At 66.2% G+C, this 25,238-nt stretch carries 17 protein-coding genes and 1 tRNA gene; 8 read left to right on the top strand and 10 right to left on the bottom strand.

The genetic code is table 11. The annotated features are described in order from the left end of the window. Positions 1–480: 480 nt before the first annotated feature. Positions 481–7,104: a calcium-binding protein gene (locus tag GGR36_RS11615; protein ID WP_183634745.1), complete on the top strand. Its 6,624-nt coding sequence runs from the start codon at positions 481–483 to the stop codon at positions 7,102–7,104. Between the two features lie 259 nt (positions 7,105–7,363). Here the strand turns inward: GGR36_RS11615 and hutC are convergent, their stop codons facing one another. Next, positions 7,364–8,071, bottom strand: coding sequence for a histidine utilization repressor (gene hutC, locus GGR36_RS11620; RefSeq protein ID WP_183634746.1), 708 nt, complete (start codon positions 8,069–8,071; stop codon positions 7,364–7,366). Between the two features lie 143 nt (positions 8,072–8,214). On the opposite strand from hutC, the gene hutU reads away from it, so the two are divergent. From hutU to hutI, 4 genes are read left to right on the top strand one after another with little or no spacing between them, the layout of a single operon-like run. Continuing rightward, a complete protein-coding gene (gene hutU / locus GGR36_RS11625) occupies positions 8,215–9,924 on the top strand; it encodes a urocanate hydratase (protein ID WP_183634747.1) in 1,710 nt (569 codons plus the stop codon). Between the two features lie 25 nt (positions 9,925–9,949). After that, entirely contained in the window at positions 9,950–11,494 is a 1,545-nt protein-coding gene (gene hutH, locus GGR36_RS11630) for a histidine ammonia-lyase (protein ID WP_183634748.1), read from the top strand. A 3-nt stretch (positions 11,495–11,497) separates the two neighbouring features. Then, positions 11,498–12,472: a formimidoylglutamase gene (gene hutG / locus GGR36_RS11635; RefSeq protein ID WP_183634749.1), complete on the top strand. Its 975-nt coding sequence runs from the start codon at positions 11,498–11,500 to the stop codon at positions 12,470–12,472. Continuing rightward, complete coding sequence (gene hutI / locus GGR36_RS11640) at positions 12,469–13,722, top strand: imidazolonepropionase (RefSeq protein ID WP_183634750.1); 1,254 nt, start codon at positions 12,469–12,471, stop codon at positions 13,720–13,722. The genes hutG and hutI overlap by 4 nt, the downstream gene beginning before the upstream one ends. 36 nt (positions 13,723–13,758) lie before the next feature. Here hutI and gluQRS read toward each other — a convergent pair whose 3' ends face one another. Then, positions 13,759–14,694, bottom strand: a complete 936-nt coding sequence (gene gluQRS / locus GGR36_RS11645) for a tRNA glutamyl-Q(34) synthetase GluQRS (RefSeq protein WP_183634751.1) — start codon at positions 14,692–14,694, stop codon at positions 13,759–13,761. A 55-nt stretch (positions 14,695–14,749) separates the two neighbouring features. On the opposite strand from gluQRS, the gene GGR36_RS11650 reads away from it, so the two are divergent. Further along, the gene (locus GGR36_RS11650) at positions 14,750–16,633 is read left to right on the top strand and encodes a diguanylate cyclase domain-containing protein (RefSeq protein ID WP_183634752.1); all 1,884 of its coding nucleotides are present in this window, start codon (positions 14,750–14,752) and stop codon (positions 16,631–16,633) included. Between the two features lie 192 nt (positions 16,634–16,825). Beyond that, entirely contained in the window at positions 16,826–17,179 is a 354-nt protein-coding gene (locus GGR36_RS11655; protein ID WP_183634753.1) for a hypothetical protein, read from the top strand. A 163-nt stretch (positions 17,180–17,342) separates the two neighbouring features. On the opposite strand, the gene ychF is transcribed toward GGR36_RS11655, so the two are convergent. The 8 genes from ychF to GGR36_RS11695 form a co-directional block, all read right to left on the bottom strand. Then, complete coding sequence (ychF, locus tag GGR36_RS11660) at positions 17,343–18,434, bottom strand: redox-regulated ATPase YchF (protein ID WP_183634754.1); 1,092 nt, start codon at positions 18,432–18,434, stop codon at positions 17,343–17,345. A 95-nt stretch (positions 18,435–18,529) separates the two neighbouring features. Then, complete coding sequence (gene pth / locus GGR36_RS11665; RefSeq protein ID WP_183634755.1) at positions 18,530–19,120, bottom strand: aminoacyl-tRNA hydrolase; 591 nt, start codon at positions 19,118–19,120, stop codon at positions 18,530–18,532. A gap of 47 nt (positions 19,121–19,167) precedes the next feature. Beyond that, positions 19,168–19,764 carry a 50S ribosomal protein L25/general stress protein Ctc gene (locus tag GGR36_RS11670; protein WP_183634756.1) on the bottom strand — a complete coding sequence of 199 codons (597 nt, stop codon included), beginning with the start codon at positions 19,762–19,764 and terminating at the stop codon, positions 19,168–19,170. A gap of 90 nt (positions 19,765–19,854) precedes the next feature. Continuing rightward, on the bottom strand, positions 19,855–20,808 hold the full coding sequence (locus GGR36_RS11675) for a ribose-phosphate pyrophosphokinase (RefSeq protein ID WP_183634757.1): 954 nt from the start codon (positions 20,806–20,808) through the stop codon (positions 19,855–19,857). 127 nt (positions 20,809–20,935) lie between these two features. Further along, positions 20,936–21,012: transfer RNA gene (locus tag GGR36_RS11680), tRNA-Gln, on the bottom strand. A 20-nt stretch (positions 21,013–21,032) separates the two neighbouring features. Next, positions 21,033–21,899 (bottom strand): 4-(cytidine 5'-diphospho)-2-C-methyl-D-erythritol kinase, encoded by an 867-nt coding sequence (gene ispE, locus GGR36_RS11685; RefSeq protein ID WP_183634758.1) that lies wholly within the window; start codon positions 21,897–21,899, stop codon positions 21,033–21,035. Next, a complete protein-coding gene (locus GGR36_RS11690) occupies positions 21,896–22,462 on the bottom strand; it encodes an outer membrane lipoprotein LolB (RefSeq protein ID WP_183634759.1) in 567 nt (188 codons plus the stop codon). The genes ispE and GGR36_RS11690 overlap by 4 nt, the downstream gene beginning before the upstream one ends. Next, the gene (locus GGR36_RS11695) at positions 22,459–24,189 is read right to left on the bottom strand and encodes a tetratricopeptide repeat protein (protein WP_183634760.1); all 1,731 of its coding nucleotides are present in this window, start codon (positions 24,187–24,189) and stop codon (positions 22,459–22,461) included. Before GGR36_RS11695 ends, GGR36_RS11690 begins: the two co-directional genes overlap by 4 nt. A 101-nt stretch (positions 24,190–24,290) precedes the next feature. Between GGR36_RS11695 and mutM the strand changes: the two genes are divergently transcribed. Beyond that, on the top strand, positions 24,291–25,103 hold the full coding sequence (gene mutM, locus GGR36_RS11700; RefSeq protein WP_183634761.1) for a bifunctional DNA-formamidopyrimidine glycosylase/DNA-(apurinic or apyrimidinic site) lyase: 813 nt from the start codon (positions 24,291–24,293) through the stop codon (positions 25,101–25,103). The last annotated feature ends 135 nt before the right edge of the window (positions 25,104–25,238 follow it).

A 25,238-nucleotide genomic window follows, 5' to 3' on the forward strand; every position in this document is an offset into this window, starting at 1 on the left:
ACGACTGCGCCCTTCAATCAAGCAACTAGCGTCTTCACTGGATAGACACGCAGAAGTCCGCTGCCGCCAGCGCCCACGACCGTACACTTCAAACCCGATGGCCAGACTACCCTCACGCCTTTGACGCACGGAATGGCACCCGCTGACGCCCGCCTTTCTCTTGCCATCACCTGGAACGGCCCCACCGCGACAGAGAGCCTTTATCAGCACTACCCTGCGCCATTGATTCAGGGGGCGCAGGATCATTTGACACGTCCCACCTCCCTCCGTATCGCTTCTTGGCGGCAGACGAGATTTGATCCGGAGCAATTGCGGCAAAAATGCGCTGACCACTAGCGTCCTGCGGCAGGAATTAACACCGAGCCGCTCGGCACAACGGGTACATTTCCCGCATCTACGACCTAGGACGCCGCTGCGGCTTACCCTCTTCCCTGGCCGCTCCCATGCGAGAGCCCGGCCGCCCCCCCTGGAGCAAGCAAAGTGACCACCATCGACGGCACGCCCGGCGCAGACCTCCTCACAGGAGGCAGCACCGCCGACTCTCTCAACGGCGGATCTGGCAACGATACCCTGGTTGGGCTTGCCGGCAACGACACATTGCGCGGCGGCGATGACAACGACTCCCTGCTGGGCGGCGACGGCAACGACTGGTTGTTTGGCGATGCCGGCTCGGACACCCTGGACGGCGGCGCCGGAGAAGATGTGGCGTTCTTCCTGTGGGGCACCAACGGCGCGCAGGTCAATCTTGCGACCGGCATGGTCGCCGACGACGGCTTCGGCAACGCCGAAACCATCCGTAACGTGGAAGCCGTCCAAGGCACCCAGTTCGCAGACCAGATCACGCTGGGCAACCTCGGCACCTATGCCTTCGGCCGAGCCGGAGACGACACCATCATCGGGGGGGACGGCACCAACCTGCTGGTCGGCGGCAGCGGCGCAGACAGCCTCGTCGGTGGCGCGGGGGTCGATCGGGCGAGCTATGACGACGATGGCTACGACGCCCAAGGGGGGATCACCCAGGGCATCCAGGCGGATCTTGCTGCCGGCCTGGTCACCGACGGATGGGGCAACGTGGACACGCTCTCCGGTATCGAAGCGATCACCGGCTCCTCGCTGGACGACCAGATTGCGGGCGACGCGGCGAACAACATCCTCGACGGCGGCGACGGCGCGGACACGCTGACGGGCAACGCCGGTAATGACACGCTCAACGGCGGCAACGGCAGCGATGTTCTGGATGGCGGGGATGGAAACGATTCGCTGACCGGCGGCGATGGCGATTTCAACCAGCTGTCCGGCGGCAACGGCAACGACACGCTCATTGGCGGCTCCGGCGATGATGACCTGACCGGCGGCGCCGGCAACGATTACATCGACGGCGGCAGCGGCAGCAACTGGGTCGACTACTCCGGATTCTCGAAGGGCATCGTGCTGAACCTGTCGCTCACCACGGCGCAGTACCTCGGCGACGCAGGCACAGACACGATCCTGCGCGTCGATCACGCGCGAGGCACCTCCGGCAACGACCGCATCATCGGCAACGCCCATGCCAACTGGTTCTCGGGCGCCGGTGGCAATGACACGCTGGAAGGCGGCGACACCATCAAGGGCAACGATGGCGTCGGCTACGCCGAAGCGGTTGCCGCAGTGCGGATCGATCTCGCCACCGGCACTGCGACCTCCGGCAGCGAAACGGACAAGCTCATCGACATCGACGGCGCCAATGGCAGTGCTTTCGACGACCAGATACTGGGCAATGCGAACAACAACTGGCTGTCCGGAGGCGTGCGCCAGATCCAGAGACCGAATGGCTATGTGCAGATCCTTCTGGAGCACACCGGCAACGACACCATCGATGGTCGTGGCGGCGATGACCAGATCGCAGGTTTTGACGGTGATGACTCGCTGATCGGCGGCACCGGCAATGACACCCTGTGGGGTGGCGCAGGAAACGACACGCTGGTCGGTGACGCCGGGAACGACCTCATGGTCGGCGACGAAGACTGGACGGTGGACACCGATCCGGCCCACGGCTGGAACTACGCGTGGAACAGTGGCTTCGACCTTGCCGACTATTCGCGCACGACGGGCGGCGTGACGGTTCGGCTTGGTAGCGGCAGCGCATCCGGCGCCGAGATCGGCAACGACACGCTGTGGAGCATCGAAGCGGTATTGGGAGGCAGCGGCAACGACTTGCTCACGGCTGGCGTCGGGAGCGCGTCACTCGCAGGTGGCGGAGGCAACGACAGCGTCTACGGTGACGCCGGCAATGACACCCTCTCCGGAGGCGACGGCAACGACTGGCTCAACGGCGGAAGCGGGTCCAACCTCATCGATGGCGGAGCGGGGGACGACGTCGTCTTCTACCTGTACGGCAACCAGGGCGCCGACATCAACCTCGACACCGGCGTGGTCTCAAACGACGGCTTCGGCACCAGCGACACGCTGACGGGTATCGAGAATGCGCATGGCACCCAGTTCGGCGACACGGTCACGCTGGGCAGTACCGGCGGCTATGTCTTTGGCCGCGGCGGCAATGACACCCTGATCGGCAGCGCGGGCGACAACGGCTTCTTCGGCGGCAGCGGTGCAGACCTGATCACCGGCAACGGCGGCAACGACCGGGCCAGCTACGACGATGACGGCTACGACGCTGCCGGCCTGATCCGGCAGGGCATCATCGCCAATCTTTCCACCGGTCTCGTGATCGACGGCTGGGGTGACATCGACACGCTCGCCGGTATCGAGAACCTCACGGCTTCAGCGCTGGCGGACAGCATCGCCGGAGACGGCGCCGCCAACGACCTGGTGGGCGGGCGCGGTGCAGACACGATCGACGGCCAGGGTGGCGCGGACACGCTGGAAGGTGGCGATGGCGATGATCTCTACCTTGTTGGTGCTGACCCGGTCACGCTGATCGAGACTGCAGCCGGCGGCATCGATCGCGTCGAATCGAGCGGCATCCGCTTCACGCTGCAGGACAACATCGAACAGCTCCGCTACACGGGCAACGGCCTCGCCCATGCTGCAGCCGGCAGCACGCTCGCCGGCTGGGAAGGCTTTGATGCTGGCGCACCTTCGGTGCTGGCAGAGTTCGTCGGCATCGGCAATGGACTGGCCAACCTGCTCACGGGCGGTGACGGCAACGACGTGCTCGACGGAGGCGCCGGCAACGACACGCTCGCCGGGGGTCTGGGCGACGACTATTACTTTATCGACTCGCTCGCAGACGTCGTGCAGGAGGCATCCGGGGCGGCCGGCGGCAACGACACCATCTTCACCCGCCTCGGCAGCTACTCGCTGGCCGGCGCGCCGGACGTCGAGAACCTGCAACTCGCCTATGGCGCGTCGACGGCATTCCGCGGTACGGGAAACGATCGCGACAACTACGTCAGCGGCCGGTACGGCAATGACACGCTGGACGGCGGCGCCGGTAACGACACGCTGTTCGGCGGTGCGGGTGGCGCGGACTCGCTCCGTGGCGGCCTTGGAGACGACACACTGGCGCCAGGCGCCTACCGGGCCAGCGATCTCCTCGCTCACAACCAGGACGTGCTCGATGGCGGGCAAGGCAGCGACACCGCCATCCTCTACGGCCAGCAGAGCGACTACACGATCACCGGTTTCGTCGGCGCGGACCTTGTGCTGTCCTACAAGGGGCAGGCCAGCGTCAAACTCGGCGGCATCGAGTTCGTGCGCTTCGACGCCGACGGCGATCCGGCGGATGACACCAGCCCGACCGGCGATGCGCTGGCGCTGGCGTCACTGTTCCAGACGCGCCAGACCGGCACAGCTGGCAACGACCTGCTGGCCAGCGGAGCAGACGGCGACACCCTGGCCGGGCTCGGCGGCAACGACACCTACATCGTCCGCCATGGCGGAGTAAAGGTGAACGAACTGCTCGGCGCGGGGCTGGACGAGATCCGCACCACGCTCAGCGAGTACAGCCTGCCCGCCAATGTGGAGAAGCTCTCCTTCATCGGCGACGCCGCGCAGACCGTCGTGCTCGACCTGGCCGCCCTGCCCAAGAGCAACGACGCCATCTGGACCGGACCACGGGCGGTCAGTTTCTTCGCGACCGGCAACGGACTCGCAAACAGCATCAGTGGCAGTGCCGGCAATGACGTACTGGTCGGCGGGGCGGGTCTCGACACGCTGGCCGGCGGAAGCGGCAACGACTGGTACTACGTCGACAGCGCCGCTGACAGCATCGTCGAACAGGCGCGCGAAGGCACCGACCGCATCTGCGTAAACGAGAGCATGACGAGCTACAGCCTGGCCCCGCTGACGCTCGCCAACATCGAGGAACTGAGCTACGCCGGCAGCAGGAACTTCACCGGCACCGGCAACGCCCTCGCCAACCTCATCGCAAGCGACGCCGGCAACGACTCGCTGAGCGGAGGCCTCGGCAACGACACGCTGATCGGTGGCCGCGGCAATGACCGTCTCGATGGCGGCGTCGGCAACGACACCCTGATCGATGACGACGGCAATGACACGCTGATCGGTGGCTCGGGCAGCGACTGGCTCCAGGTCGGGCTGCGATCCACGATCCTCGATTCTTCGGGCAACCCCTTGCCGACGAATCGCTATGACCTGGTGACTGTCGACGGTGGCACCGACCCAGCCACGCCCGGCGGACCTGACGCCAGTACCGACACGCTGTACCTGCATGGCCGTGTTTCGGACTACGCCTTCAGCCGCCCCGACGCCAATTCGATCCGGATCATCGATCGCAGCGGCAAGGGCGAGATCATCGCCACCGGCATCGAACGCCTCTACTTCGATGGCGACGGCGTCTTCGACAACTTCAACCAGGCCGACACCGCGACCGGCGCCCTGAACGACGACCTCTGGATCAAGCCCGCCGACCTAGCCGGAATCGCGATCAACATCGGCACAGCCGCAGCAGACACGTTGTCCAGCGCGGCGCTCAACGACGTCCTGGTCGGCGCCGGGGGCAACGACACCTACCTCGTCGCCCATGAGGGCGTGCGAGTCATCGAGAGCGCTTCCGGGGGTATCGATACCGTGCAGCTGGAAGGCGGGTTGTCCGAATACACCCTTGCGTCCGGCGTCGAACGACTGATTTACCACGGCCCCGCGGTCTTGGCCTCAACTCGCATGATTACGGTTCTCGGTCAGACCGTCGCGATCAACGCCGAATCGCTGCTGGTCGGCAATGACGATACCCTGCCGGGCACGGGCAATTATCTGGAGGGCGGCATCGGAAGCGACCTGCTGGACGGCCACGCCGGCGCAGACACAATGCGGGGCGGCGCAGACTCAGACTCCTACATCGTGGATAACTCGGCAGACGTCGTCCTCGAAGATATCAAGGGCGGTGACCACGACCGGGTCTATTCGGTACTCGCCTCCACGACCCTGGCCGCCAACGTTGAAGACCTGGTGCTGCTGACCGGATGGCGCGGCGCGCAAGCCAGCGGGAACGCCCTGGACAACAGCGTTATGGGCGCGCCTGGCGACGACACACTGTACGGGTTGGCTGGCAAGGACACACTCTTAGGCATGGTCGGGTCAGACTACCTGAGCGGCGGCGATGGCAATGACTATTTGGATGGGGGAAGTGACGCCGACACCCTGGTCGGAGGCGCCGGCAACGATGCACTCTGGAGCGGCGGCGGCAACGACAGCATCAGCGGCGGCACGGGCTCCGATTTCATCCGCACCGACGCAGGCGTGATCCGTGTCGACGGCGGGAACGACTCGACGGTTTACGGCGCGGCGGACACCGCCGTCGACTTGCTGTGGGTCCTCGGTACGCAGGCGGATTACCAGTTCACCCGCCTGAACCCGACCACGACGCGCATGGTCAGCACGAGCACCGGCGAAGACATCACTTTCGGCAATATCGAAGCGGTCTCTTTCGCGGGCCGCCAGGTTGTTTTCTCCGACACCCTGCTGCGATCGATCGGTTACGCCGGCAACGACACGCTGGTGGGGTTGTCCCTCGCCGACACGATGGACGGCGCAGCTGGCAACGATTCGATCCGCGGGGGCGAGGGCGATGACCTGATCTTCGGACGGGTCGGGAACGACACACTGCTCGGCGAGAGCGGCACGGACTCGCTGCTGGGCAACGACGGCGCGGACTCACTGCTGGGCGGCGACGGCAACGACTCGCTCGATGGCGGCGACGGTAACAACACGCTGATCGGGGGCGCCGGCGACGACCAGCTGGTCAGCGGCTCCGGCAACGACGTCTATCGCTGGGCCATTGGCGACGGCTTCGACCGCATCACCGACGCAGGGGGCGCCACAGACCGGCTGGAAGTCAGCGCGCCGGGCAGCGCGATCAGCTTCTCCCACTTCAATGGAAACGGCCTGATGGTGCTGGTGGATGGCAAGGACGCCATCGCGATCAACGGACAGGATGCAGCCGGACGGATCGAGTCGATCCTATTCAACGGCGCGCTGCAAACGGTGGCGTACACAGAGCCGGCGGTCTGGTTCGGAACGGAATACACGGACTCTCTCGTCGGGTCCGCGGAGAATGACCGGATGCTCGGTTTCAACGGTTCTGACACCATCCGGGGTGGGGACGGCAACGACTGGCTCGACGGCGGTAGCGGCTGGGATGAACTATTCGGTGGCGCCGGTAACGACACACTGGTCGCAAGCGGGGGGGGCTTCACCGACAGCGACAGGATCCAGCCCGGGGACGGCGAGGACCTGATCTTTATCACCGGCGGTGGCGACCAGTCGGACGTGGGCGTCGTTCTGTCTCCGGACGGCACGAACGATGTCATCAGCCTCGACAACGCAACGCACGGGGTACAGTGGGCATACCTCGACCTCGGGCAATTCCTCCAGAATTCCTCGCTCTGGTTCAATCGCAGCAGCGATGACCTGATCGTGACCAACCTCGAAGACAAGGGCGACACGCTCACGGTTCGAAACTGGTTTGCCGGTGCCGATCATCAGCTCGACCGCTTCGAGCTTTTCTACTACAGCCTCCGCAGTGGCGATGTGCAGGCCTTGGTCGACGCCATGGCCGGCTACGCGATTCCGGCGGGCAGCAGCATCCCCACGGACGGTAGCTATGCGGACGTACTGAATTCCGTAAATACGCTTTGGCACTGAACCTCAGGATAGGCCTGTCGTCATTCTGAGCCACCAACGGCGCGATCACCTGCCGCAGTTGAATCGGGTGACGGCTGCGGAGGCAAAGGTGGCGGCAGCGCTCGCTTGAGCGCTTTTCCTCCGACCCCAGTTCCCGCCGCGCCCTGCACCTCGAGGTGCCAGACGTTGCCGTATGGGCGGGCGCTCGGGGCGCATTGAAGAACTACCGAAGGCAGCAGCGCCTCGACCTGAGGTCGCTTCATTGCACGGTCATGACGGTTCAGATCCCGCCCACCAAGCGGTAGCTTTCGCCCGGGTGCCACAGGGTGGCGACCGAGACGACTCCTGCAGCACCGCGTGTGCTCCGGCGCATCACCAAGCAAGGCATGCGGGCCTCGATACCCAGCATGATCGCGACCTCGCGCGGTGCCAGCCTTGCCTCGACCGTGAATCGCGCCCCAGCAAGCGGCGCTACACGGCTGAGGTAGGCGTTCGGGGTTTCGGCGCTGAAGTCCAGTTGCAGGTAGTCCGGCGCCATGCGGGCGTTGACCCAGCGGTCCTCGACCTGGATCGGCCGGCCGTTCTCACGATGTACCAGCACCGAATGAAACAGCGGCGCGCCCGGGGGCAACTCGAAAGCCTCGGCGAGCGCGGCATCCGCCTCTCCGCGCGCGAGGCTGAAGAGTTCCGCAGTGTGGGTGTGGCCGCGCGCGGCAATGTCCTCAGCAATGTTGCGGATTTCCAGCAGCGGCGCATCGACCCGTGGTGGCGCAACGAAGGTGCCGGCGCCGCGGGTACGGGTCAGCACGCCGGCCTCGGTCAGTTCGCGCAACGCGCGGTTCACCGTCATCCGCGCCACGCCGAAGTCGCGCGCCAGCCCTTCCTCGGGCGGGATCGCCTCGCCCACCTGCCATTCGCCGGCGCGGATGCGGGCAAGCAGCTCGTCCTTGATCTGCTGGTAGCGGGGCGGGGTACGCGGTGTCGTCATCGATCGGATTCCGGAGGGAGCGCCGCCGTCCGGGCCCGGATCGGTCCGTCGGTGGCGCGCTTTAATTGTATAGACAACTCTTGCGCAAAGCACCTTCCTGCGCTACAAATGTATAGACAACTTTTGCAGTCGCGGAGTACCTCATGCCCATCGCCCACCCCGAACAGGATCCCCGTCTGGCCCCCGGCCGCGTCGTGCGCGCACCGCGCGGCACTGAGCGCAGCTGCCGCAGCTGGCTCACCGAGGCGGCGTTCCGGATGATCCAGAACAACCTCGACCCGGAGGTCGCCGAGAATCCGGAGGCGCTGGTGGTGTACGGCGGCATCGGCCGTGCCGCGCGCGACTGGACCTGCTTCGACACGATCCTCAAGTCGCTGCAGACACTCGCCGACGACGAGACGCTGCTGGTGCAATCGGGCAAGCCGGTGGGCGTGTTCCGCACCCACGCCGATGCGCCGCGCGTGCTGCTGGCCAACTCCAATCTGGTGCCCAAGTGGGCGACCTGGGAGCACTTCCACGAGCTCGACCGCAAGGGCCTGATGATGTACGGCCAGATGACGGCCGGCAGCTGGATCTACATCGGCACGCAGGGCATCGTGCAGGGCACCTACGAGACCTTCGCCGAGGCCGGGCGACAGCATTACGGCGCTTCAGGCGAGACCAACCCCTGGCGCGGCCGCTGGATCCTCTCTGCCGGGCTGGGCGGCATGGGCGGCGCGCAACCGCTGGCGGCGAGCTTCGCCGGCGCCACTTCGCTGATGATCGAGTGTCAGCAGTCGCGCATCGACTTCCGCCTGCGCACCCGCTACCTCGATGTGCAGGCGCGCGATCTCGACCACGCGCTGGATCTGATCGCGCAGCACACCTCGCGCGGCGAGGCAGTGTCCATCGGCCTGCTGGGCAACGCCGCCGAAGTGCTGCCGGAGCTGGTGCGCCGCGGTGTGAAACCGGATCTCGTGACCGACCAGACCTCGGCGCACGACCTGATCAACGGCTACCTGCCGATCGGCTGGAGCCTCGAACAGTGGCGCGCCGCGCAGCGCGACCCCGGCATGCACGAAGCGCTGCGCCGCGCCGCCGCAAAGAGCTGCGCGGTGCACGTGCAGGCAATGCTGGACTTCCAGGCGATGGGCGTGCCAGTCGTCGACTACGGCAACAACATCCGCCAGGTCGCCAAGGACGAAGGCGTGGCGAACGCCTTCGACTTCCCCGGCTTCGTGCCGGCCTACATCCGCCCGCTGTTCTGCGAAGGCAAGGGGCCATTCCGCTGGGTGGCGCTGTCGGGCGACCCGGAAGACATCCGCAAGACCGACGCCAAGATCAAGGAGTTGTTCCCCGACAACCACCATGTGCATCGCTGGCTCGACATGGCCGGCGAGCGCATCGCCTTCCAGGGCCTGCCGGCGCGCATCTGCTGGCTGGGTCTGGGCGAACGGCACATCGCCGGGCTCGCCTTCAACGAGATGGTCGCCCGCGGTGAGCTGAAGGCGCCGATCGTGATCGGCCGCGACCACCTCGACACCGGCTCGGTCGCCAGCCCGAACCGCGAGACCGAAGCGATGCGCGACGGCAGCGACGCGGTATCCGACTGGCCGCTCCTCAACGCCCTGCTCAACACCGCCGGCGGCGCGACCTGGGTGTCGCTGCACCACGGCGGCGGCGTCGGCATGGGCTACTCGCAGCACTCGGGCGTCGTGATCGTCGCCGACGGCACCGAGGCCGCCGCGCGCCGCCTCGAACGCGTGCTGTGGAACGACCCCGCCAGCGGCGTGATGCGCCATGCCGACGCCGGCTACGACATCGCCCGCGACTGCGCCCGCGAGCGCGGCCTGAACCTGCCGATGCTGGGCTGACCTGCATCCCTCACTGGATTCCGACATGACCAAGACCATCACCCTCGTCCCCGGCCAGATCACGATGCCGCAACTGCGCGCGGTGTGGGACGGCAGCGCCCGTCTCGCGCTGGACCCCGCCGCCTGGGGCCCGGTGCGCGCCTCGGCCGCCGCGGTGCGCACCATCGTGGAAGCCGGCAAGCCCGCCTACGGCATCAACACCGGCTTCGGCAAGCTCGCCAACACGCACATCGCGGAAGATCAGCTCGAAGCGCTGCAGACCAACCTGATCCGCTCGCATTCGGTGGGCGTCGGCCCGCTGATGGACGACGGCGTTGTGCGCCTGATCCTCGCGATGAAGATCGCGAGCCTCGCACGCGGCTTCTCGGGCATCCGCCCGCTGGTGCTGGAGACGATGATCGAGGCCTACAACGCCGGCATCCTGCCCTGCATCCCGAGCAAGGGTTCGGTCGGCGCCTCGGGCGACCTCGCGCCGCTCTCGCACATGACACTGGCGCTGATGGGCGAAGGCCGCGTGCGGGTCGATGGCGTCGAGCGCAACGCGGCCGACGCGCTGGGCGAAGCCGGCATCACGCCGATCCAGCTCGCGGCGAAGGAAGGCCTCGCGCTGATCAACGGCACGCAGGCCTCGACCGCGTTGACGTTGCAGGGCCTGTTCCTCGCCGAGCGTGTATTCGCCGCGGCGATTGCAGCCGGCGCGATGTCGGTGGACGCCGCGCGCGGCTCCGACGCACCCTTCGACGCCCGCATCCACGAGGTCCGCGGCCAGCCGGGGCAGATCGCCGTCGCCGCGCGCTACCGCGAGCTGCTCGCCGGCTCCGAGATCCGCCAGTCGCATCTGACCAACGACGACCGCGTGCAGGACCCGTACTCGCTGCGCTGCCAGCCGCAGGTGATGGGCGCATGTCTGGATCTGCTGCGCGGCGCGGTGACCACACTGACGATCGAAGCCAATGCGGTCTCCGACAACCCGCTGATCTTCGAGCACGAAGGCCACTGGTCGGTGCTGTCGGGCGGCAACTTCCATGCGGAGCCGGTGGCCTTTGCGGCAGACACGCTCGCGCTGGCGATCGCCGAGATCGGCGCGCTGTCCGAACGCCGCATCGCGCTGCTGATCGACGCCTCGCTCTCCGGCCTGCCGGCCTTCCTGATCCCGAACCCCGGCCTGCACTCGGGCTTCATGATCGCGCACGTCACCGCCGCGGCATTGGCGTCGGAGAACAAGTCGCTTGCTCACCCGGCCAGCGTCGACAGCCTGCCCACCTCGGCGAACCAGGAAGACCACGTCTCGATGGCCACCTTCGCCGGCCGGCGCCTGACCGACATGGCGAAGAACACCGCGCACATCGTCGGCATCGAGTTGCTCGCCGCCGCGCAGGGCATCGACTTCCACCGCGCGATGAAGACCTCGGTGCCGCTGGAAAAGGTGCATGCGCAACTGCGCGCCGAGGTGCCCTTCCATTCGGACGACCGCTACCTCGCACCCGATCTGGAAGCCGCGCAGCGCATGGTGCTCTCCGGCATCTTCGATCACGCGGCGCACGATCTCCTGCCATCCATCGAGGGCTGAACCATGAGCACCGAGGGCGTACGGCATACCGGCTTCGACACGGCCATCTGGCAGGGCCGCGAAGACTCGCACGAAGCGCACTTCAGCCAGCGCTGGCATGAGGCGGTGCAGCCGCTGGGCGATGCCACGCAGTGCCATGGTGTCGCGCTGCTCGGTTTCGCCTGCGACGCCGGCGTGCGCCGCAACCTCGGCCGCCCGGGTGCTGCCGCCGGCCCCACCGCCCTGCGCCGTGCGCTGGCCAACGTCGCGCTCGCCGAGGCCTCGGTGCTCTACGACGCCGGCGACGTGCATTGCGATGGCGACGCGCTCGAAGCAGCGCAGGCCCACTACGCGGGCGAAATCGCGAAACTGATCGAGCGCGGCCACCTGCCGATCGGGCTCGGCGGCGGTCACGAGATCGCCTTCGGCAGCTTCATGGGGCTGGCCACCGCGCTGAAGAAGCGCAGCAGCGAAACGCCGCGCATCGGCATCCTGAACTTCGACGCGCACTTCGACCTGCGCGCCGCGGATCGCGCCAGTTCCGGCACCCCGTTCCGTCAGATCGCCGAAACCTGCGCGGCGCAAACCTGGCCCTTCCACTACACCGTCTTCGGCATCTCGCGCTTCGCCAACACCGCGGCGCTGTTCGAGCGCGCGAAGCAACTGGGCGTGCGCTGGATGCTGGATGAAGAACTGGGCGCTGCGAAGCTGCACGCCGCGCTCGCTGCGCTGCATGCCTTCCTCGCGCAAGTCGACCACCTGTACCTGACCATCTGCCTCGACGTGCTGCCGCCCGGCCTCGCCCCCGGCGTGTCGGCGCCCTCGGCGCATGGCGTCGCCATGGAAGTCATCGAACCCCTGATCGACGCGGCGCTCGCCAGCGGCAAGCTGCGCCTCGCCGACATCGCGGAGATGAACCCCGCGCAGGACATCGACACCCACACCGCGCGGGTCGCGGCGCGGCTGGTTGCCCGCATCGCCGCGGGGGCGCATCCGTGAGCGACGCGCCGGTTCGGGACGGACTGCTGCGCAACGTCCATCTCGCGAGCTTCGTCGGCGAGGGCTACGGCACTGTCCGCAACGCCGCACTTGCGTGGCGCGACGGCACCATCGCCTGGCTCGGGCCGGAATCGGATCTGCCTCGTGAATTCAACGCCCTGCCAACGCACGACGGCACCGGCGGCTGGCTGACGCCGGGGCTGATCGATTGCCACACTCACCTCGTCTACGCCGGCAACCGCGCCAACGAATTCGAGGTCCGGCTCAACGGCGCGAGCTACGAAGACATCGCCCGCGCCGGTGGCGGCATCCTCTCCACGGTGCGTGCGACACGTGCGGCCGACGAAGACGCGCTGCTCGCCGCCAGCCTGCCGCGTGTCGATGCGCTGCTCGCCGAAGGTGTCACCACGCTGGAGATCAAATCCGGCTACGGGCTGGACCTGCCCAGCGAACGCAAGATGCTGCGCGTCGCGCGTCGCATCGGCGAGTTGCGTGGCATCACCGTGCGCACCACCTTCCTCGGCGCCCACGCGCTGCCACCGGAGTTCACCGGCGAGGCCGACGCCTACGTCGACCACCTCTGCACCGGGATGCTGCCCGCGCTCGCCAGCGAAGGCCTGGTCGACGCGGTCGACGCCTTCTGCGAGCGCATCGCCTTCACGCCCGACCAGACCGCCCGCGTGTTCAACGCCGCCGCGAAGCTCGGCCTGCCGGTGAAGCTGCACGCCGAACAGCTCTCGGATCAGGGGGGCGCCACACTGGTCGCACGCTACCGCGGCCTCTCCGCGGATCATCTCGAATGGCTCTCGGACGACGGCATCGCCGCGATGAAAAGGGCCGGCACCATCGCGGTACTGCTGCCCGGCGCCTTCTACTGCCTGCGCGAAACCAGGCTGCCGCCGATCGCCGCGCTGCGCGACGCTGGCGTGCCGATGGCCGTCGCCACCGACGCCAACCCCGGCACCTCGCCACTGACCTCACTGCTGCTCGCGGCGAACATGGCCTGCACGCTGTTCCGCCTGACCCCGCAGGAAGCCCTCGCCGGCATCACGCGCGAAGCCGCGCGTGCAATGGGCCTCGCGGACCGCAGCACACTTGCGATTGGCCAGCGCGCAGATTTCGCGCTATGGCGCATCGGAGAGCCGGCGGAGTTGGCCTACGCACTGGGCGCGCAGCCCTTGGCCGCAAGCTGGGTTGCCGGTCGCTTGCGCGCTTCCGGAACGTTCAACAGCGACCATGCGACCGTTTAGGCCGGCTGGGCCGAGTGCCTGAAACGGCGGCGCGCCTTACACGCCGATCGGCGCTTGTATGACCCGAGCCCCAGGCAAGCGGTCACGCCGCCACGCGCCACAAGCCCAATCAAGCAGCGCGGCCACCGGCGCACCATCAAGATCGCGCGGCGGGGCGTGCCCGAGGAAAGCGAGCGCAGCACCCAGCGCAGCAGCAGTTGGCTGCCCGGCCACCGCGCGCGCAAGGGTCTGCTTCGAGAGCTTTTCGCCGGCCAAGTTGGTCGCAACGGGCAGATGCAGGTAGCGCGGTTGCGGGTAGCCGAGCAGGCGCTGCAGGTAGATCTGGCGTGGCGTCGAGTCGAGGAGGTCCGCTCCGCGCACGATGTCGCTGATGCCCTGCTCCGCATCATCGACCACCACCGCGAGCTGGTAGGCCCAGACGCCATCGGCGCGCAGCAGCACGAAGTCACCCACCTCGGCTTCAATGTCTTCGCTTTGCTCACCCTGCAGACCATCGTCGAACCGCACTTGACCCGGCATCGTGCGCACCCGCCACGCACGCGCGACGCGGCCCGCGGCAAGGCCGTCGCGACAGGTGCCGGGGTAGCGCAGGCCCCCATCTCGCGCCCGCGTCAGGCTGGAATCTGCAATCTCCTTGCGCGAGCAGGCACAGCCATACACCAGCCCCGCAGCGCGCAGCCGCTCCAGCGCATCGGCATAGCGATCGAAGCGCTGGCTCTGCCAGACGACCTCGCCATCCCATTCGAGTCCGAAGCGGACGAGGTCGTCCATGATCGCGCGGTCGGCGCCCGGGACGATACGTGGCGTGTCCACATCCTCGATGCGCAGTAGCCAGCGCCCGCCCGCCGAACGGGCATCAAGCCAGCTGCCAACGGCCGCCACCAGCGAACCGAAGTGCAGCGGCCCGGTCGGCGAAGGGGCGAATCTGCCAACGGTCGTGATCGCTGGCGCAGGCGGATACGAAGCAGACATGTGCGAGTGGGGCCAAGGACGGCATACTTCCGGCCCAGACTCTACCACCGCAACAATGCCCACCAGCCCCGTCCAGACCGACACCCCCCTCGCCCAGCGGCTGCTGGTCGAGCGCGTCGTGCTGCTCGGCGAGAGTTGCCGTCTGGCAAGTGTGGCCGGCGCACTCGCTGTGATCATGATGGCGGCGACGCTGTGGGGCATGGCCGATCGCACGGCGATTCTCGCCTGGGCGGGCGTGATGCTGGTGCTGGTACTGTCGAACGCGGCTTTCGCCCGCGCAATGTGCAAGCCGGGCATGGATGCGCCGGCCGCCGAACGCCTGGAGCATCTCTACCAGGCACGCAACGCACTGACCGGCATCGGCTGGGGCCTCACGGTCTTCTTTGCAACAAACCCTTCGGTGCTGGCGCATATCGGGCCAATCGTGCTGATCGTCATGACGATCGCGCTCGCCAGCACCGGTACGCAAGCCATCAGCCGGCTGAGTTTCTTCACCATTGTCTTGCCGAGCCTCGCACCGCCGGTAGCCTTGCTGCTGATCCAGCCGCCCGCGAGCCTGCCGCTGGCAGGCTGGGGGCTGCTGGGTTACCTGCTGATGCTGTTCGGCCTGCACACCGCGTTCAACCAGATGCTGACCGGGACACTGCAGCGGCGTCTCGAAAGCGAGGCCCTCGCACGCGAACAGCAGGTGATCTTCGACACGGCAGCCGAGGCGATCGTGCTGGTGAAGGGGCCGCACATCGTCAAGTGCAACAAACGCTTCCTCGACCAGATGGGCTGCCCGGAGTCAGACGTCATCGGCAGTCCGATGTGGGTCTGGCACCAGGATGCGGACGACTGGGCGCGCCACAGCGAAGCAGCCCTGCGCAGCGCGACGCCCTTGCGCGCATACACCTACGTCGCGCCCATGCGGCGACGCGACGGCACCACCTTCCCGTGCGAGATGACGGGCATGCCGGTGGACCCTGCGCATCCCGACGCCGGCATGGTCTGGATGGGTTCGGACATCAGCGAGCGGCTGGAGACTGAACGTGCGCTACGCGTCAGCGAAGAGCGCTTCCGCCGACTCATCTCGATGTCTTCCGACCTTTACTGGGAGCAGGATGCCGACCTGCGCTTCACGCAACTCTCGGGCGCGGGCATGGACCGGATCGGCGCCGCCTTGCAGGACTGCATCGGCAAGCGGCGCTGGGAAGTGACAAAGATCGAAGGCGTCACGCCGGAAGCATGGCAGGAGCACAAGGCACAACTCGCCGCGCACTTGCCCTTTCGCGATCTTGTCTTCTACGTCTCCCGCCCGGACGGCAGCCGCGTTTGGTTCTCGACCAGCGGCAACCCGGTATTCGATGAAGACGGCCAGTTCGCCGGCTACCACGGCATCGCAAGCGACATCACCGACCGCATGCGCAACGCGGAACGCTATCGTCACCTTGCCTACCACGACCCGCTCACCGGCCTGCCCAATCGCCGCCTGCTCTCGGACCGGCTTGAACAAGCCATCGCGCGGTCGAAACGACAGGGCGGTCTGGTCGGATTGATGCTGCTGGATCTGGACGACTTCAAGATCATCAACGATTCCGACGGCCACGCGGTGGGCGATGCGGTGCTGGCCACGATCGCGCATCGCCTGCGCCTTGCGGTGCGCGACACGGATACCGTCGCGCGCGTGGGCGGCGACGAATTCGTGGTGCTGCTGCCCGACATCGATAGCGCGCAATCGGCCGAAGCGATCGCCGCGAAGGTGCTCGCGACGGTGCGCGAACCCGTGACATCCGACCAGCGCGACTACCTGCTCGGCGTGTCGATCGGCATCGCCCTCTTCCCGGAACACGCCAGTGCAGGTGAAGCCCTGATGCAGCGCGCCGACGCCGCCATGTACCGCGCCAAGGCCCTCGGCGGCCGCAGCGCGGTGTTCGCCACTCGCGCGAAGACGGACTGAAGCGTCACGGCGTTACACCGCGACTGCCACGCTCGGCCTCACGCGAAGCCGCCGGCTAACGCAATTCACCGGCCGCGCGGACGGCACTCCCGCTCACGATCACTCGCTTGGCAAGCCGGCCATACGCCTCGCGTCGCAACCAAAGTATCGAATCGGGATACGCTCTCCCTTTTGCACCTCAGGAGGCACGCCGTGCCGCAACTACCGAGTGGTCGCCGTATCGGCCTTTCCGCCGACAGCGTTTTTGAACGCGTTCTGGCCGCAGACCCCGAAACCCTTGCCGAGATCCAGACAAGCGTTCATGAGCCGATGGATTTGTTGCCGCTGATCGAACTGATCGAGTTCATTCCGACCGTGGGTGCAAAAGAGCCGGGCGTCCCGAATGCGACCGGCCTGCTTGTGGCCGACCTCGGTAGCGAACGATGCACCTGGTCGGGGGAGGATCAGGATGCCCTGCGCCAGTGGCTCACGTCCGCCGCAGCGGAAGAATGGCTGGAAGACCGGTTCGACGAACTTGAAGCGGCGCTTGAAGATTACGAAACCTGAAACCGCCGGCGGCTCGCGAGAACCACCGCGTCCGTTTCCGGCCCGCGCCGCACTGGCGTGAGCGCGCCCAAGCACGGGCAATGAAAAGCCCCGCAAGCGAGACGCCATGCGGGGCTTTTTGTGCGATCCGCCTTGTTTTGGCGAATCGTGGCGGGACTAGACGTTAAACGTTGAACAGGAAGTTCAAGACGTCGCCATCCTTGACCACGTATTCCTTGCCTTCCGAGCGCATCTTGCCGGCTTCCTTGGCACCCGCTTCGCCCTTGCAGGCGATGAAGTCGTCGAAGGCAATCGTCTGCGCGCGGATGAATCCACGCTCGAAGTCGGTGTGGATGACGCCGGCCGCCTGCGGCGCGGTGTCGCCCTTGTGGATCGTCCACGCGCGCACTTCCTTCACACCCGCGGTGAAGTAGGTCTGCAGACCAAGCAGGTCGTAGCCGACGCGGATCAGGCGATTGAGGCCCGGCTCGTCGTAGCCGAGGTCGGCGAGGAAGGCCATCTTGTCCTCGTCTTCCAATTCGGCGAGTTCCTGCTCGATCTTCGCGCACAGCGCGACAACGGGTGCGCCTTCCTTGGCGGCGTGCTCGCGCAAGCGGTCGAGGTAAGCGTTGTGCTCAGCGCCGTCTTCGAGCACGTTGCCGACGTACATCGCCGGCTTGATCGTCAGCAGGCACAGCGGCTTGATCAGGGCCTTCTCGTCATCCGAGAGGTCCAGCGTGCGCGCCGGCTTGCCTTCGTTCAGGTGCGGCTGGAGCTTTTCAAGTACCGCGATCAGCTTCTGCGCATCCTTGTCGCCGGAACGGGCCTTCTTGTTCTCGCGATGGATCGCTTTCTCGACCGAAGACAGATCCGCCAGCGCAAGTTCGGTGACGATCGTCTCGATATCGGCGATCGGGTCGACCTTGCCGTTCACATGCACCACATTCTCGTCATCGAAACAACGGACGACGTTCACGATCGCATCGGTCTCGCGGATGTTGGCGAGGAACTGGTTGCCAAGCCCCTCGCCCTTCGAGGCGCCCGCAACCAGCCCCGCGATGTCGACAAACTCGACGATCGCCGGCTGGATCTTTTGCGGCTTGACGATTTCAGAGAGCTGCGCAAGACGCGGATCCGGCACTTCGACGATGCCGACGTTCGGCTCGATTGTGCAGAACGGATAGTTCTCGGCCGCGATGCCCGCCTTGGTCAGCGCGTTGAAGAGGGTGGACTTGCCGACGTTGGGCAGGCCGACGATGCCGCATTTCAGGCTCATGGTTTCGACTCTTTCATAAGCGGCCCGCAAATCCTGCGGGTCGTAACGCGAATTTCGTGGAAGCACCGGGCTGGGTGCGTCCGCGAAATGCGCGGCTAGGCTTTGGGTTTCGGTTTGGTATTCACTGCGGCGGTTGCGCGCTCCCACTCGCCGGCCAGCATCTTCGGCCAGGCATCAAGCGCGCGGCCGATCGACTCGTCGATCAGGGTTTGCTCGTCGCGCGGCGGGCGATGCAGCACGAAGTTCGCGACCTGGTTGCGATCTCCCGGGTGGCCGATGCCGATGCGCAGGCGCCAGAAGTCCGGCGTGCCCAGATGCGCCTGAATGTCCTTGAGGCCGTTGTGACCGCCATTACCGCCGCCGCATTTGAGCTTCAACTGTCCGGGAAGGATGTCGAGCTCGTCATGCACGACGAGGATTTCATTCGGCTGGATCCGGTAAAAACGCGCCAGGGCGCCTACGGATTGGCCGGAGCGGTTCATGAAGGTCTGCGGCAGCAGAATCCACACGCCCGCGGAACGCGCATTACCGGCCAGACCATGGAAGCGCGACTCGTGCGACAGGGTGACACCCAGCTCTCGCGCCAGCAGCTCACAAAACCAAAACCCGGCGTTGTGCCGGGTTTCGACATACTCCGGCCCCGGATTGCCGAGGCCGACGACCAGTTTGGGCGCGACTTGCGTCATGCGTCTCCGGTCTCCGGCCGCGTGCTCCGGGGCAGCGTCGCTCAGGCTCAGGCCTGGGCTTCGCCTTCGGCGGCTTCGGTGGCGCCCTTGCCCTTGACGATCGAGGCCACGACGGTCTCGCCAGCCAGGGTCGGCTTCACGCCAGCCGGGTAGGTGAGTTCCGAAACATGGATCGACGCGCCAGCAACCAGTGCCTTCAGGTCGACTTCGATGAAGGCCGGCAGGTCGCCCGGCAGGCACTCGACGTCCAGTTCGGTGATCGCGTGCGACACCAGGCCGCCTTCGAGCTTGACGCCCGGGGCGATGTCGGCATTCACGAAGTGCAGCGGCACCTTGGTGTGCATCTTGTGGGTGGCGTCGACGCGCTGGAAATCGATGTGCAGGATCTGCTGCTTGTAGGCGTGCCACTGGGTGTCACGCAGCACCGCGGTTTCCTTGGTGCCATCGACATCGATGGTCAGCACGGAAGCGTGGAAGGCTTCCTTGCGCATCGCGTGGAACAGGTCGTTGTGGTCCAGGGTGATTTGAACCGGGGCCTTGTCGCCACCGTAGATGATGCCGACTGCCTTGCCAGCACGACGCAGGCGGCGGCTCGCACCCGTACCTTGTTCGACGCGCTTCTCGGCTTTGATGATGAATTGCATGGTGTTACTCCACTGATCCCGTCCGCGACCAGACGGGTGGCTGGTTAAAGGCAATGGCGCGGTAACCCGCGCCATTGCCAGAGAAACTGCTTATTCGTCGGTAAACAGCGAACTGACCGACTGCTGGTTGTTGATCCGCATGATCGTATCGGCAAGCAGGGCGCCGATCGAAATCTGGCGGATGCGCTTGCAGCCGCGCGCATCTTCACGCAGCGGGATCGTATCGGTGACGACGAGTTCGTCGAGGTCCGACTCGGAAATCCGGCTCACCGCAGCGCCCGACAACACCGGGTGCGTGATGTAGGCGAGCACCTTGTTCGCGCCGTTTTCCTTGAGCGCCTGCGCCGCCTTGCACAGCGTGCCGGCGGTATCGACGATGTCGTCGACGATCACGCAGGTACGGCCCTTGACGTCGCCGATGATGTTCATCACTTCGGACACGTTGGCCTTCGGTCGACGCTTGTCGATGATCGCCAGATCGCATTCGAGCTTTTTCGCATAGGCGCGCGCGCGCACCACGCCGCCGACGTCCGGCGACACAACCATCAGGTCGTCGCCACGGTGGCGCGCGAGGTCGTCGAGCAGCACCGGGGTCGAGTAGATGTTGTCGACCGGGATATCGAAGAAGCCCTGAATCTGGTCGGCATGCAGATCGACCGTCAGCACGCGCTGCACACCCGAAGCCTGCAGCATGTTGGCGATCACCTTGGCGGTAATCGGCACACGCGCGCTGCGCGGGCGGCGATCCTGACGTGCATAGCCAAAGTAAGGAATCGCGGCGGTGATGCGACCGGCCGATGCGCGCTTGAGCGCGTCGGTCATCACCAGAAGCTCCATCAGGTTGTCGTTGGTCGGGTAGCAGGTCGACTGCAGCATGAAGACGTCCTTGCCGCGGACGTTTTCCAGCAGTTCGACGTTGACCTCGCCATCGGAAAAACGACCCACGGTCGCCGCACCGATCGACATGCCAAGCCGCTTGACCACATCAGACGCCAGCTTCGGATTGGCGTTACCCGTAAAGACCATCAGGCTGCCGAAAGCCATGATCGACCCCTATGCGTTGGAGAATTCAGTAATCGTGACGCGCCATGCGCCGCGTATCAACCGCTCTCCGCCGGTTACGAAAACCGACAGAAAAACAGCGGGCAGGCCTAGGCCTGCCCGCTGCGTTTGGCTGGGGAAGAAGGATTCGAACCTTCGAATGCCGGAATCAAAATCCGGTGCCTTGACCAACTTGGCGACTCCCCAAGAAACCTTTACCGCTTCACTTACCGCCCTGGCCCAGCCCAATCATGCAGCGGGTGCCAGTCCAACCCTCGCGCCACCCAGGCTTTCGTGCCTTCGGGCAATTTTGCGAGTACCGCCTGAGCCTCGGACTCGCTTTCACAAGCCAGAAAAACACAGGCGCCAGAACCACTCATCCGAGCTTCACCTAACGCATCGAGCATTTCAACCGCATCGGCTACCGCAGGGTAGCGACGACATACAACTGGCTGAAGATCGTTCCGCGTAGACGATCCCGGAAAGCTCGCAAGTATGATGGGTTCGGTATTTCTTGTCAAATCCCCGTCACTAAAAATCTCTGCCGTCGGCACCGAGACGCCGGGCTCGACGACCACGTACCACGCCGGTTCGAGCTCCATCGGCTGGATCCGTTCGCCGATGCCCTCGACAAAGGCGCTGCGGCCGAACACGAAGAACGGCACGTCTGCGCCTAGCTCAAGCGCCCAGTCCTGCAGTGTCGCGCGCTCGGCATTGACGCCCCAGAGTACGTTGAGCGCGAGCAGTACCGCAGCCGCATCGGAACTGCCGCCGCCCAGCCCGCCCCCCATCGGGAGCACCTTCTCGACGTCAATGTCGGCACCGACGCGCACGCCGGCCTTCTTTTGCAGCAGGCGCGCGGCACGCACGACGAGATCCTGCTCGGGCGGCACGCCTTCCAGCGTCGAGGTGCGCCGGATCTCGCCGTCTTCCCGCAGCGACAAGGTGATCCAGTCGCAACGGTCGATCAGTCGGAAGGCGCTTTGCAGCAAGTGGTAACCATCCGGGCGACGGCCCACGACGTGCAGGAACAGGTTGAGCTTGCCCGGCGCCGGCACGCGGGCGACGCGCCCTTTTACCGCAATCCCGTTCATTCGTCGCTCCCGCGCGACCAGGTTTCGATTTTCACCCGTACCACGACGTCCTCTTTTCTGGCTTCGATTAGTGACGGCCCCGGCACCGCTTCCAGCGCGCCGTAGCCCGAATAGTTGAGTTGCCACCCCGCCTCGCCCATCGCGCTCACACGCCCGGCGTCGTCGTACAGCACACCGGTCGCCCCTGCGCCCGGTTCGGCACGCAACCATCCGGCGAAGCGCCGCAAGGGCACCGGCACGCCAACGACCTCGCGCGCCAGCGAAGCATCGTCGGCCGCCTCGAATTCCCGGCCGTCCCCCAGGCGCACATGCGCACGCTGCGGGGTGAGCGAGATTTCCGCGACAGTCTGCCCAAGGGATGTTTCGAGTCTTACCGTGTCGGCTGGGCCGAGATGCGCCCAGTTGATCCGCAGCACGTCAGCACGGTCGGACTGCCGGATCAGCACCCGGCCGGTCATCGCGAAGTCGCCTGCACGAAGTGTTGGCGCCTGGGTAGGCGCTGTAGCGCAAGCAGCCAGGAACAGCGCAGAGAGCGCGCAGCAGAAACGTGACAGACGGCTCATTCAGAGAAACGCTTGATGACCTTGACCAGTTCCTCATTCTGCGGATGGCTGTTCAGTGAGTCCTGCCAGGTCTTGCGGGCTTCATCGCGGCGCCCCATCTGCCACAGCACTTCGCCGATGTGCGCGGCGATCTCGGGATCGGGCCTCAAATCGAACGCGCGCTTAAGGCTCTCGTAGGCGGCGGTGAGATCGCCCTTGCGGAACAGCACCCAGCCCATGGAATCGAGGATGAAGGCATCATCCGGCGCCAGGTCGAGCGCCTTGCGGATCAGTTCCTGCGCCTCGACCAGACGGATGTTGCGGTCGGCGAGCGAGTAACCCAGCGCGTTGTAGGACTGCGCCTCGTCGGGCTTGAGCTTGATCAGGCGGCGCAGGTCGCGCTCCATCTCGTCGAACTTGCCCAGCCGTTCGGCCAGCAGTGCGCGGTCGTAGATCAGGTCGGTCTGGTCCGGCTGCTTGCGGATGGCCGCATCCAGCAGCGCATAGGCCTCGGCAGGGCGGTTGATTTCGCGCAGGATCTGCGCCTCGCCCAACAAAAAGGTATTTGCATCCTTCGGATAGGACTGGCGCAGATGCGCCAGCTCCGCGCGTGCGCCAGCGACGTCGCCGCCGCGTGCCTGCAAAAGCGCCGCGCGAATCCACGCGGTATTGCGCTGCGCACCGCCAGTGATCGCACGATAGGAAGTGATCGCTTCGGTCGTCCGCTTCTGCTCCTCCTGCAACTGCGCAATCTGCATCCGCACCGTATCGGGGTCCGGCTTGCCCAGCACGAGCAGGCGCTGGAATTCCGCTTCGGCCGCGGCCGGTTCGCCCGCCTGCAAAAGCAGCAATGCGTAGGTGTAGCCGACCTCACCGTTATCCGGTGCGAGCTTCACAAGTTTCTCGAACTCGCTGCGGGATGCTGCGTATTGCCGGTCCGACGCCAGCAGCCTGGCATAGGCCAGGTGCGCATCGAAGGACTTGGGATTCTTTGCCCGGTAAGCATCGAGGAACGCCAGGGCGTCCTTGACCCGCCCCTGCTGCTGCTGCAGTTGCGCCTTGAGCAGGGCGGCGGGCTCCCAGTCCGCCTTGCGTTCGAGCGCCTGCTCCAGCAAGCGCAAGGCGGTTTCGCTGTCCCCTGCGTTGAAGGCGGCATGCGCACGGGCGAAATACGCCTCAGGCAATTTGAGATAGGGCTCGGACAGCCGATCGATGCTGCGCTGCACTTCGACCTTGTCCGGGTAGCGCTGTAGCGTGGCGTTCAAGGCCATCAGCAGATTCGCCGGCCCCTCCGGGCTGCGCGACAGGATGCGTGCGAGTTGCGGCTCCAGTTCGTCGAGCCGGCCCATGCCACCCGCCAGCAGGCCTGCCAGCATCTGCACCGCCTGCATGTTTTCCGGCTCCAGCGCGCTCCACAGCCGCGCGGCCTCCAGCGCGTCGGGCACCCGACGGGCGTACAGCGCCACTTCAGCGGCGCGACGGGCGATACGCGGGTCGCGCGTCTTGCGAGCCAGGTCGAGGTAGCCTTGCGAAGCCAGTTCAAGATTGCCGCGCGCACCGGCGATCTCCGACAACAGGAACTGGTAGAGGATCTGCGGCGTCAGCGCACTGGGCAGATCCGCCGCCTTGGCCTCCGGCGCCGCGCTGTCCGCTTGCATTTCATCGGCGCGCGCGGCCGACACGCTGGTCGCCAGGCACAGGCCGAGCGCAAGGCGCGAAATGGAGACCAACAACGGGCGCGACGACATGGTGAAAACTCCGGTCCAGGAAATACGATTCTGACAAGGCGCATTAACATGCGTTCGTCCGATGTTATCAGCTTGCCTGCACCGGCAAGTTTCCCACCACGATGCCAGAACTGCCCGAAGTCGAAACCACCTGCCGCGGCATCGCGCCGCTGGTGGAAGGCCGCACCGTCACCGCGGTGATCGTCCGCGATGCGCGCATGCGGCGTCCGGTGCCCGACAGTCTTGCTGAGGAACTGCCTTCACAGCGCATCGATCAGGTACAGCGACGCGGCAAGTATTTGTTATTGCAGGCGCAGACCGGCGTGCTGCTGATCCATCTGGGCATGTCGGGCAGCCTGCGGGTGGTACCGCGCGATCTTCCGCCGCGCAAGCACGATCATGTGGACATCGTCTTTGGCGATTCCGCGCTGCGCTACCACGACCCGCGGCGCTTCGGCGTCGTCGACTGGTTCGTCGGCCCGGCGGAAGAACATTCGCTGATCGCGCCGCTGGGCATCGAGCCGCTCTCGGCCGACTTCTCGGGTACGTGGCTGCACCGCGCCAGTCGCGGAAGGCGGACGCCGATCAAGCTGTTCCTGATGGACGCCCACACGCTGGTCGGCGTCGGCAACATCTACGCCTCCGAGAGCCTTTTCCGCGCCGGCATCCGGCCGACGACGCCCGCCGGGCGCCTTGCGCTCGCGCGCTGCGATTCCCTCGCACAGGCCGTCAAGGCCACCCTGCTCGACGCCATCGCGGCGGGCGGCAGCACGCTGCGAGACTTCGTCGGCAGCGATGGCGCGCCGGGCTATTTCCAGCATGAAGCCTTCGTGTACGGCCGCGCCGGATCGCCCTGCCGCCATTGCGGCACACCCATCCGCCAGCGCACGCAGGGTCAGCGCAGCACCTTCTGGTGCCCGGCCTGCCAGACCTGAGACCGCGCCCCCAGCCGACCCTGCCGTTCGTCGGAGATGCCGCGCCGCGCGAACGGGAATTTCGCTATGCTTAAGGAATTCGCCAAAATCCAAACTGGACCGCATCCGGGGCCGACGCCACGGATCTCCACCCCC

It is taken from the genome of Niveibacterium umoris (genome assembly GCF_014197015.1).
GTDB classification, from domain to species: Bacteria; Pseudomonadota; Gammaproteobacteria; order Burkholderiales; family Rhodocyclaceae; genus Niveibacterium; species Niveibacterium umoris.

Bases quoted from the DNA above. Each gene is read 5' to 3' on its own strand.
- hutC (WP_183634746.1), bottom strand. From the start codon at position 8,071: ATGACGACACCGCGTACCCCGCCCCGCTACCAGCAGATCAAGGACGAG.
- hutU (WP_183634747.1), top strand. From the start codon at position 8,215: ATGCCCATCGCCCACCCCGAACAGGATCCCCGTCTGGCCCCCGGCCGC.
- hutH (WP_183634748.1), top strand. From the start codon at position 9,950: ATGACCAAGACCATCACCCTCGTCCCCGGCCAGATCACGATGCCGCAA.
- hutG (WP_183634749.1), top strand. From the start codon at position 11,498: ATGAGCACCGAGGGCGTACGGCATACCGGCTTCGACACGGCCATCTGG.
- gluQRS (WP_183634751.1), bottom strand. From the start codon at position 14,694: ATGTCTGCTTCGTATCCGCCTGCGCCAGCGATCACGACCGTTGGCAGA.
- GGR36_RS11650 (WP_183634752.1), top strand. From the start codon at position 14,750: ATGCCCACCAGCCCCGTCCAGACCGACACCCCCCTCGCCCAGCGGCTG.
- ychF (WP_183634754.1), bottom strand. From the start codon at position 18,434: ATGAGCCTGAAATGCGGCATCGTCGGCCTGCCCAACGTCGGCAAGTCC.
- pth (WP_183634755.1), bottom strand. From the start codon at position 19,120: ATGACGCAAGTCGCGCCCAAACTGGTCGTCGGCCTCGGCAATCCGGGG.
- GGR36_RS11670 (WP_183634756.1), bottom strand. From the start codon at position 19,764: ATGCAATTCATCATCAAAGCCGAGAAGCGCGTCGAACAAGGTACGGGT.
- GGR36_RS11675 (WP_183634757.1), bottom strand. From the start codon at position 20,808: ATGGCTTTCGGCAGCCTGATGGTCTTTACGGGTAACGCCAATCCGAAG.
- ispE (WP_183634758.1), bottom strand. From the start codon at position 21,899: ATGAACGGGATTGCGGTAAAAGGGCGCGTCGCCCGCGTGCCGGCGCCG.
- GGR36_RS11690 (WP_183634759.1), bottom strand. From the start codon at position 22,462: ATGAGCCGTCTGTCACGTTTCTGCTGCGCGCTCTCTGCGCTGTTCCTG.
- GGR36_RS11695 (WP_183634760.1), bottom strand. From the start codon at position 24,189: ATGTCGTCGCGCCCGTTGTTGGTCTCCATTTCGCGCCTTGCGCTCGGC.
- mutM (WP_183634761.1), top strand. From the start codon at position 24,291: ATGCCAGAACTGCCCGAAGTCGAAACCACCTGCCGCGGCATCGCGCCG.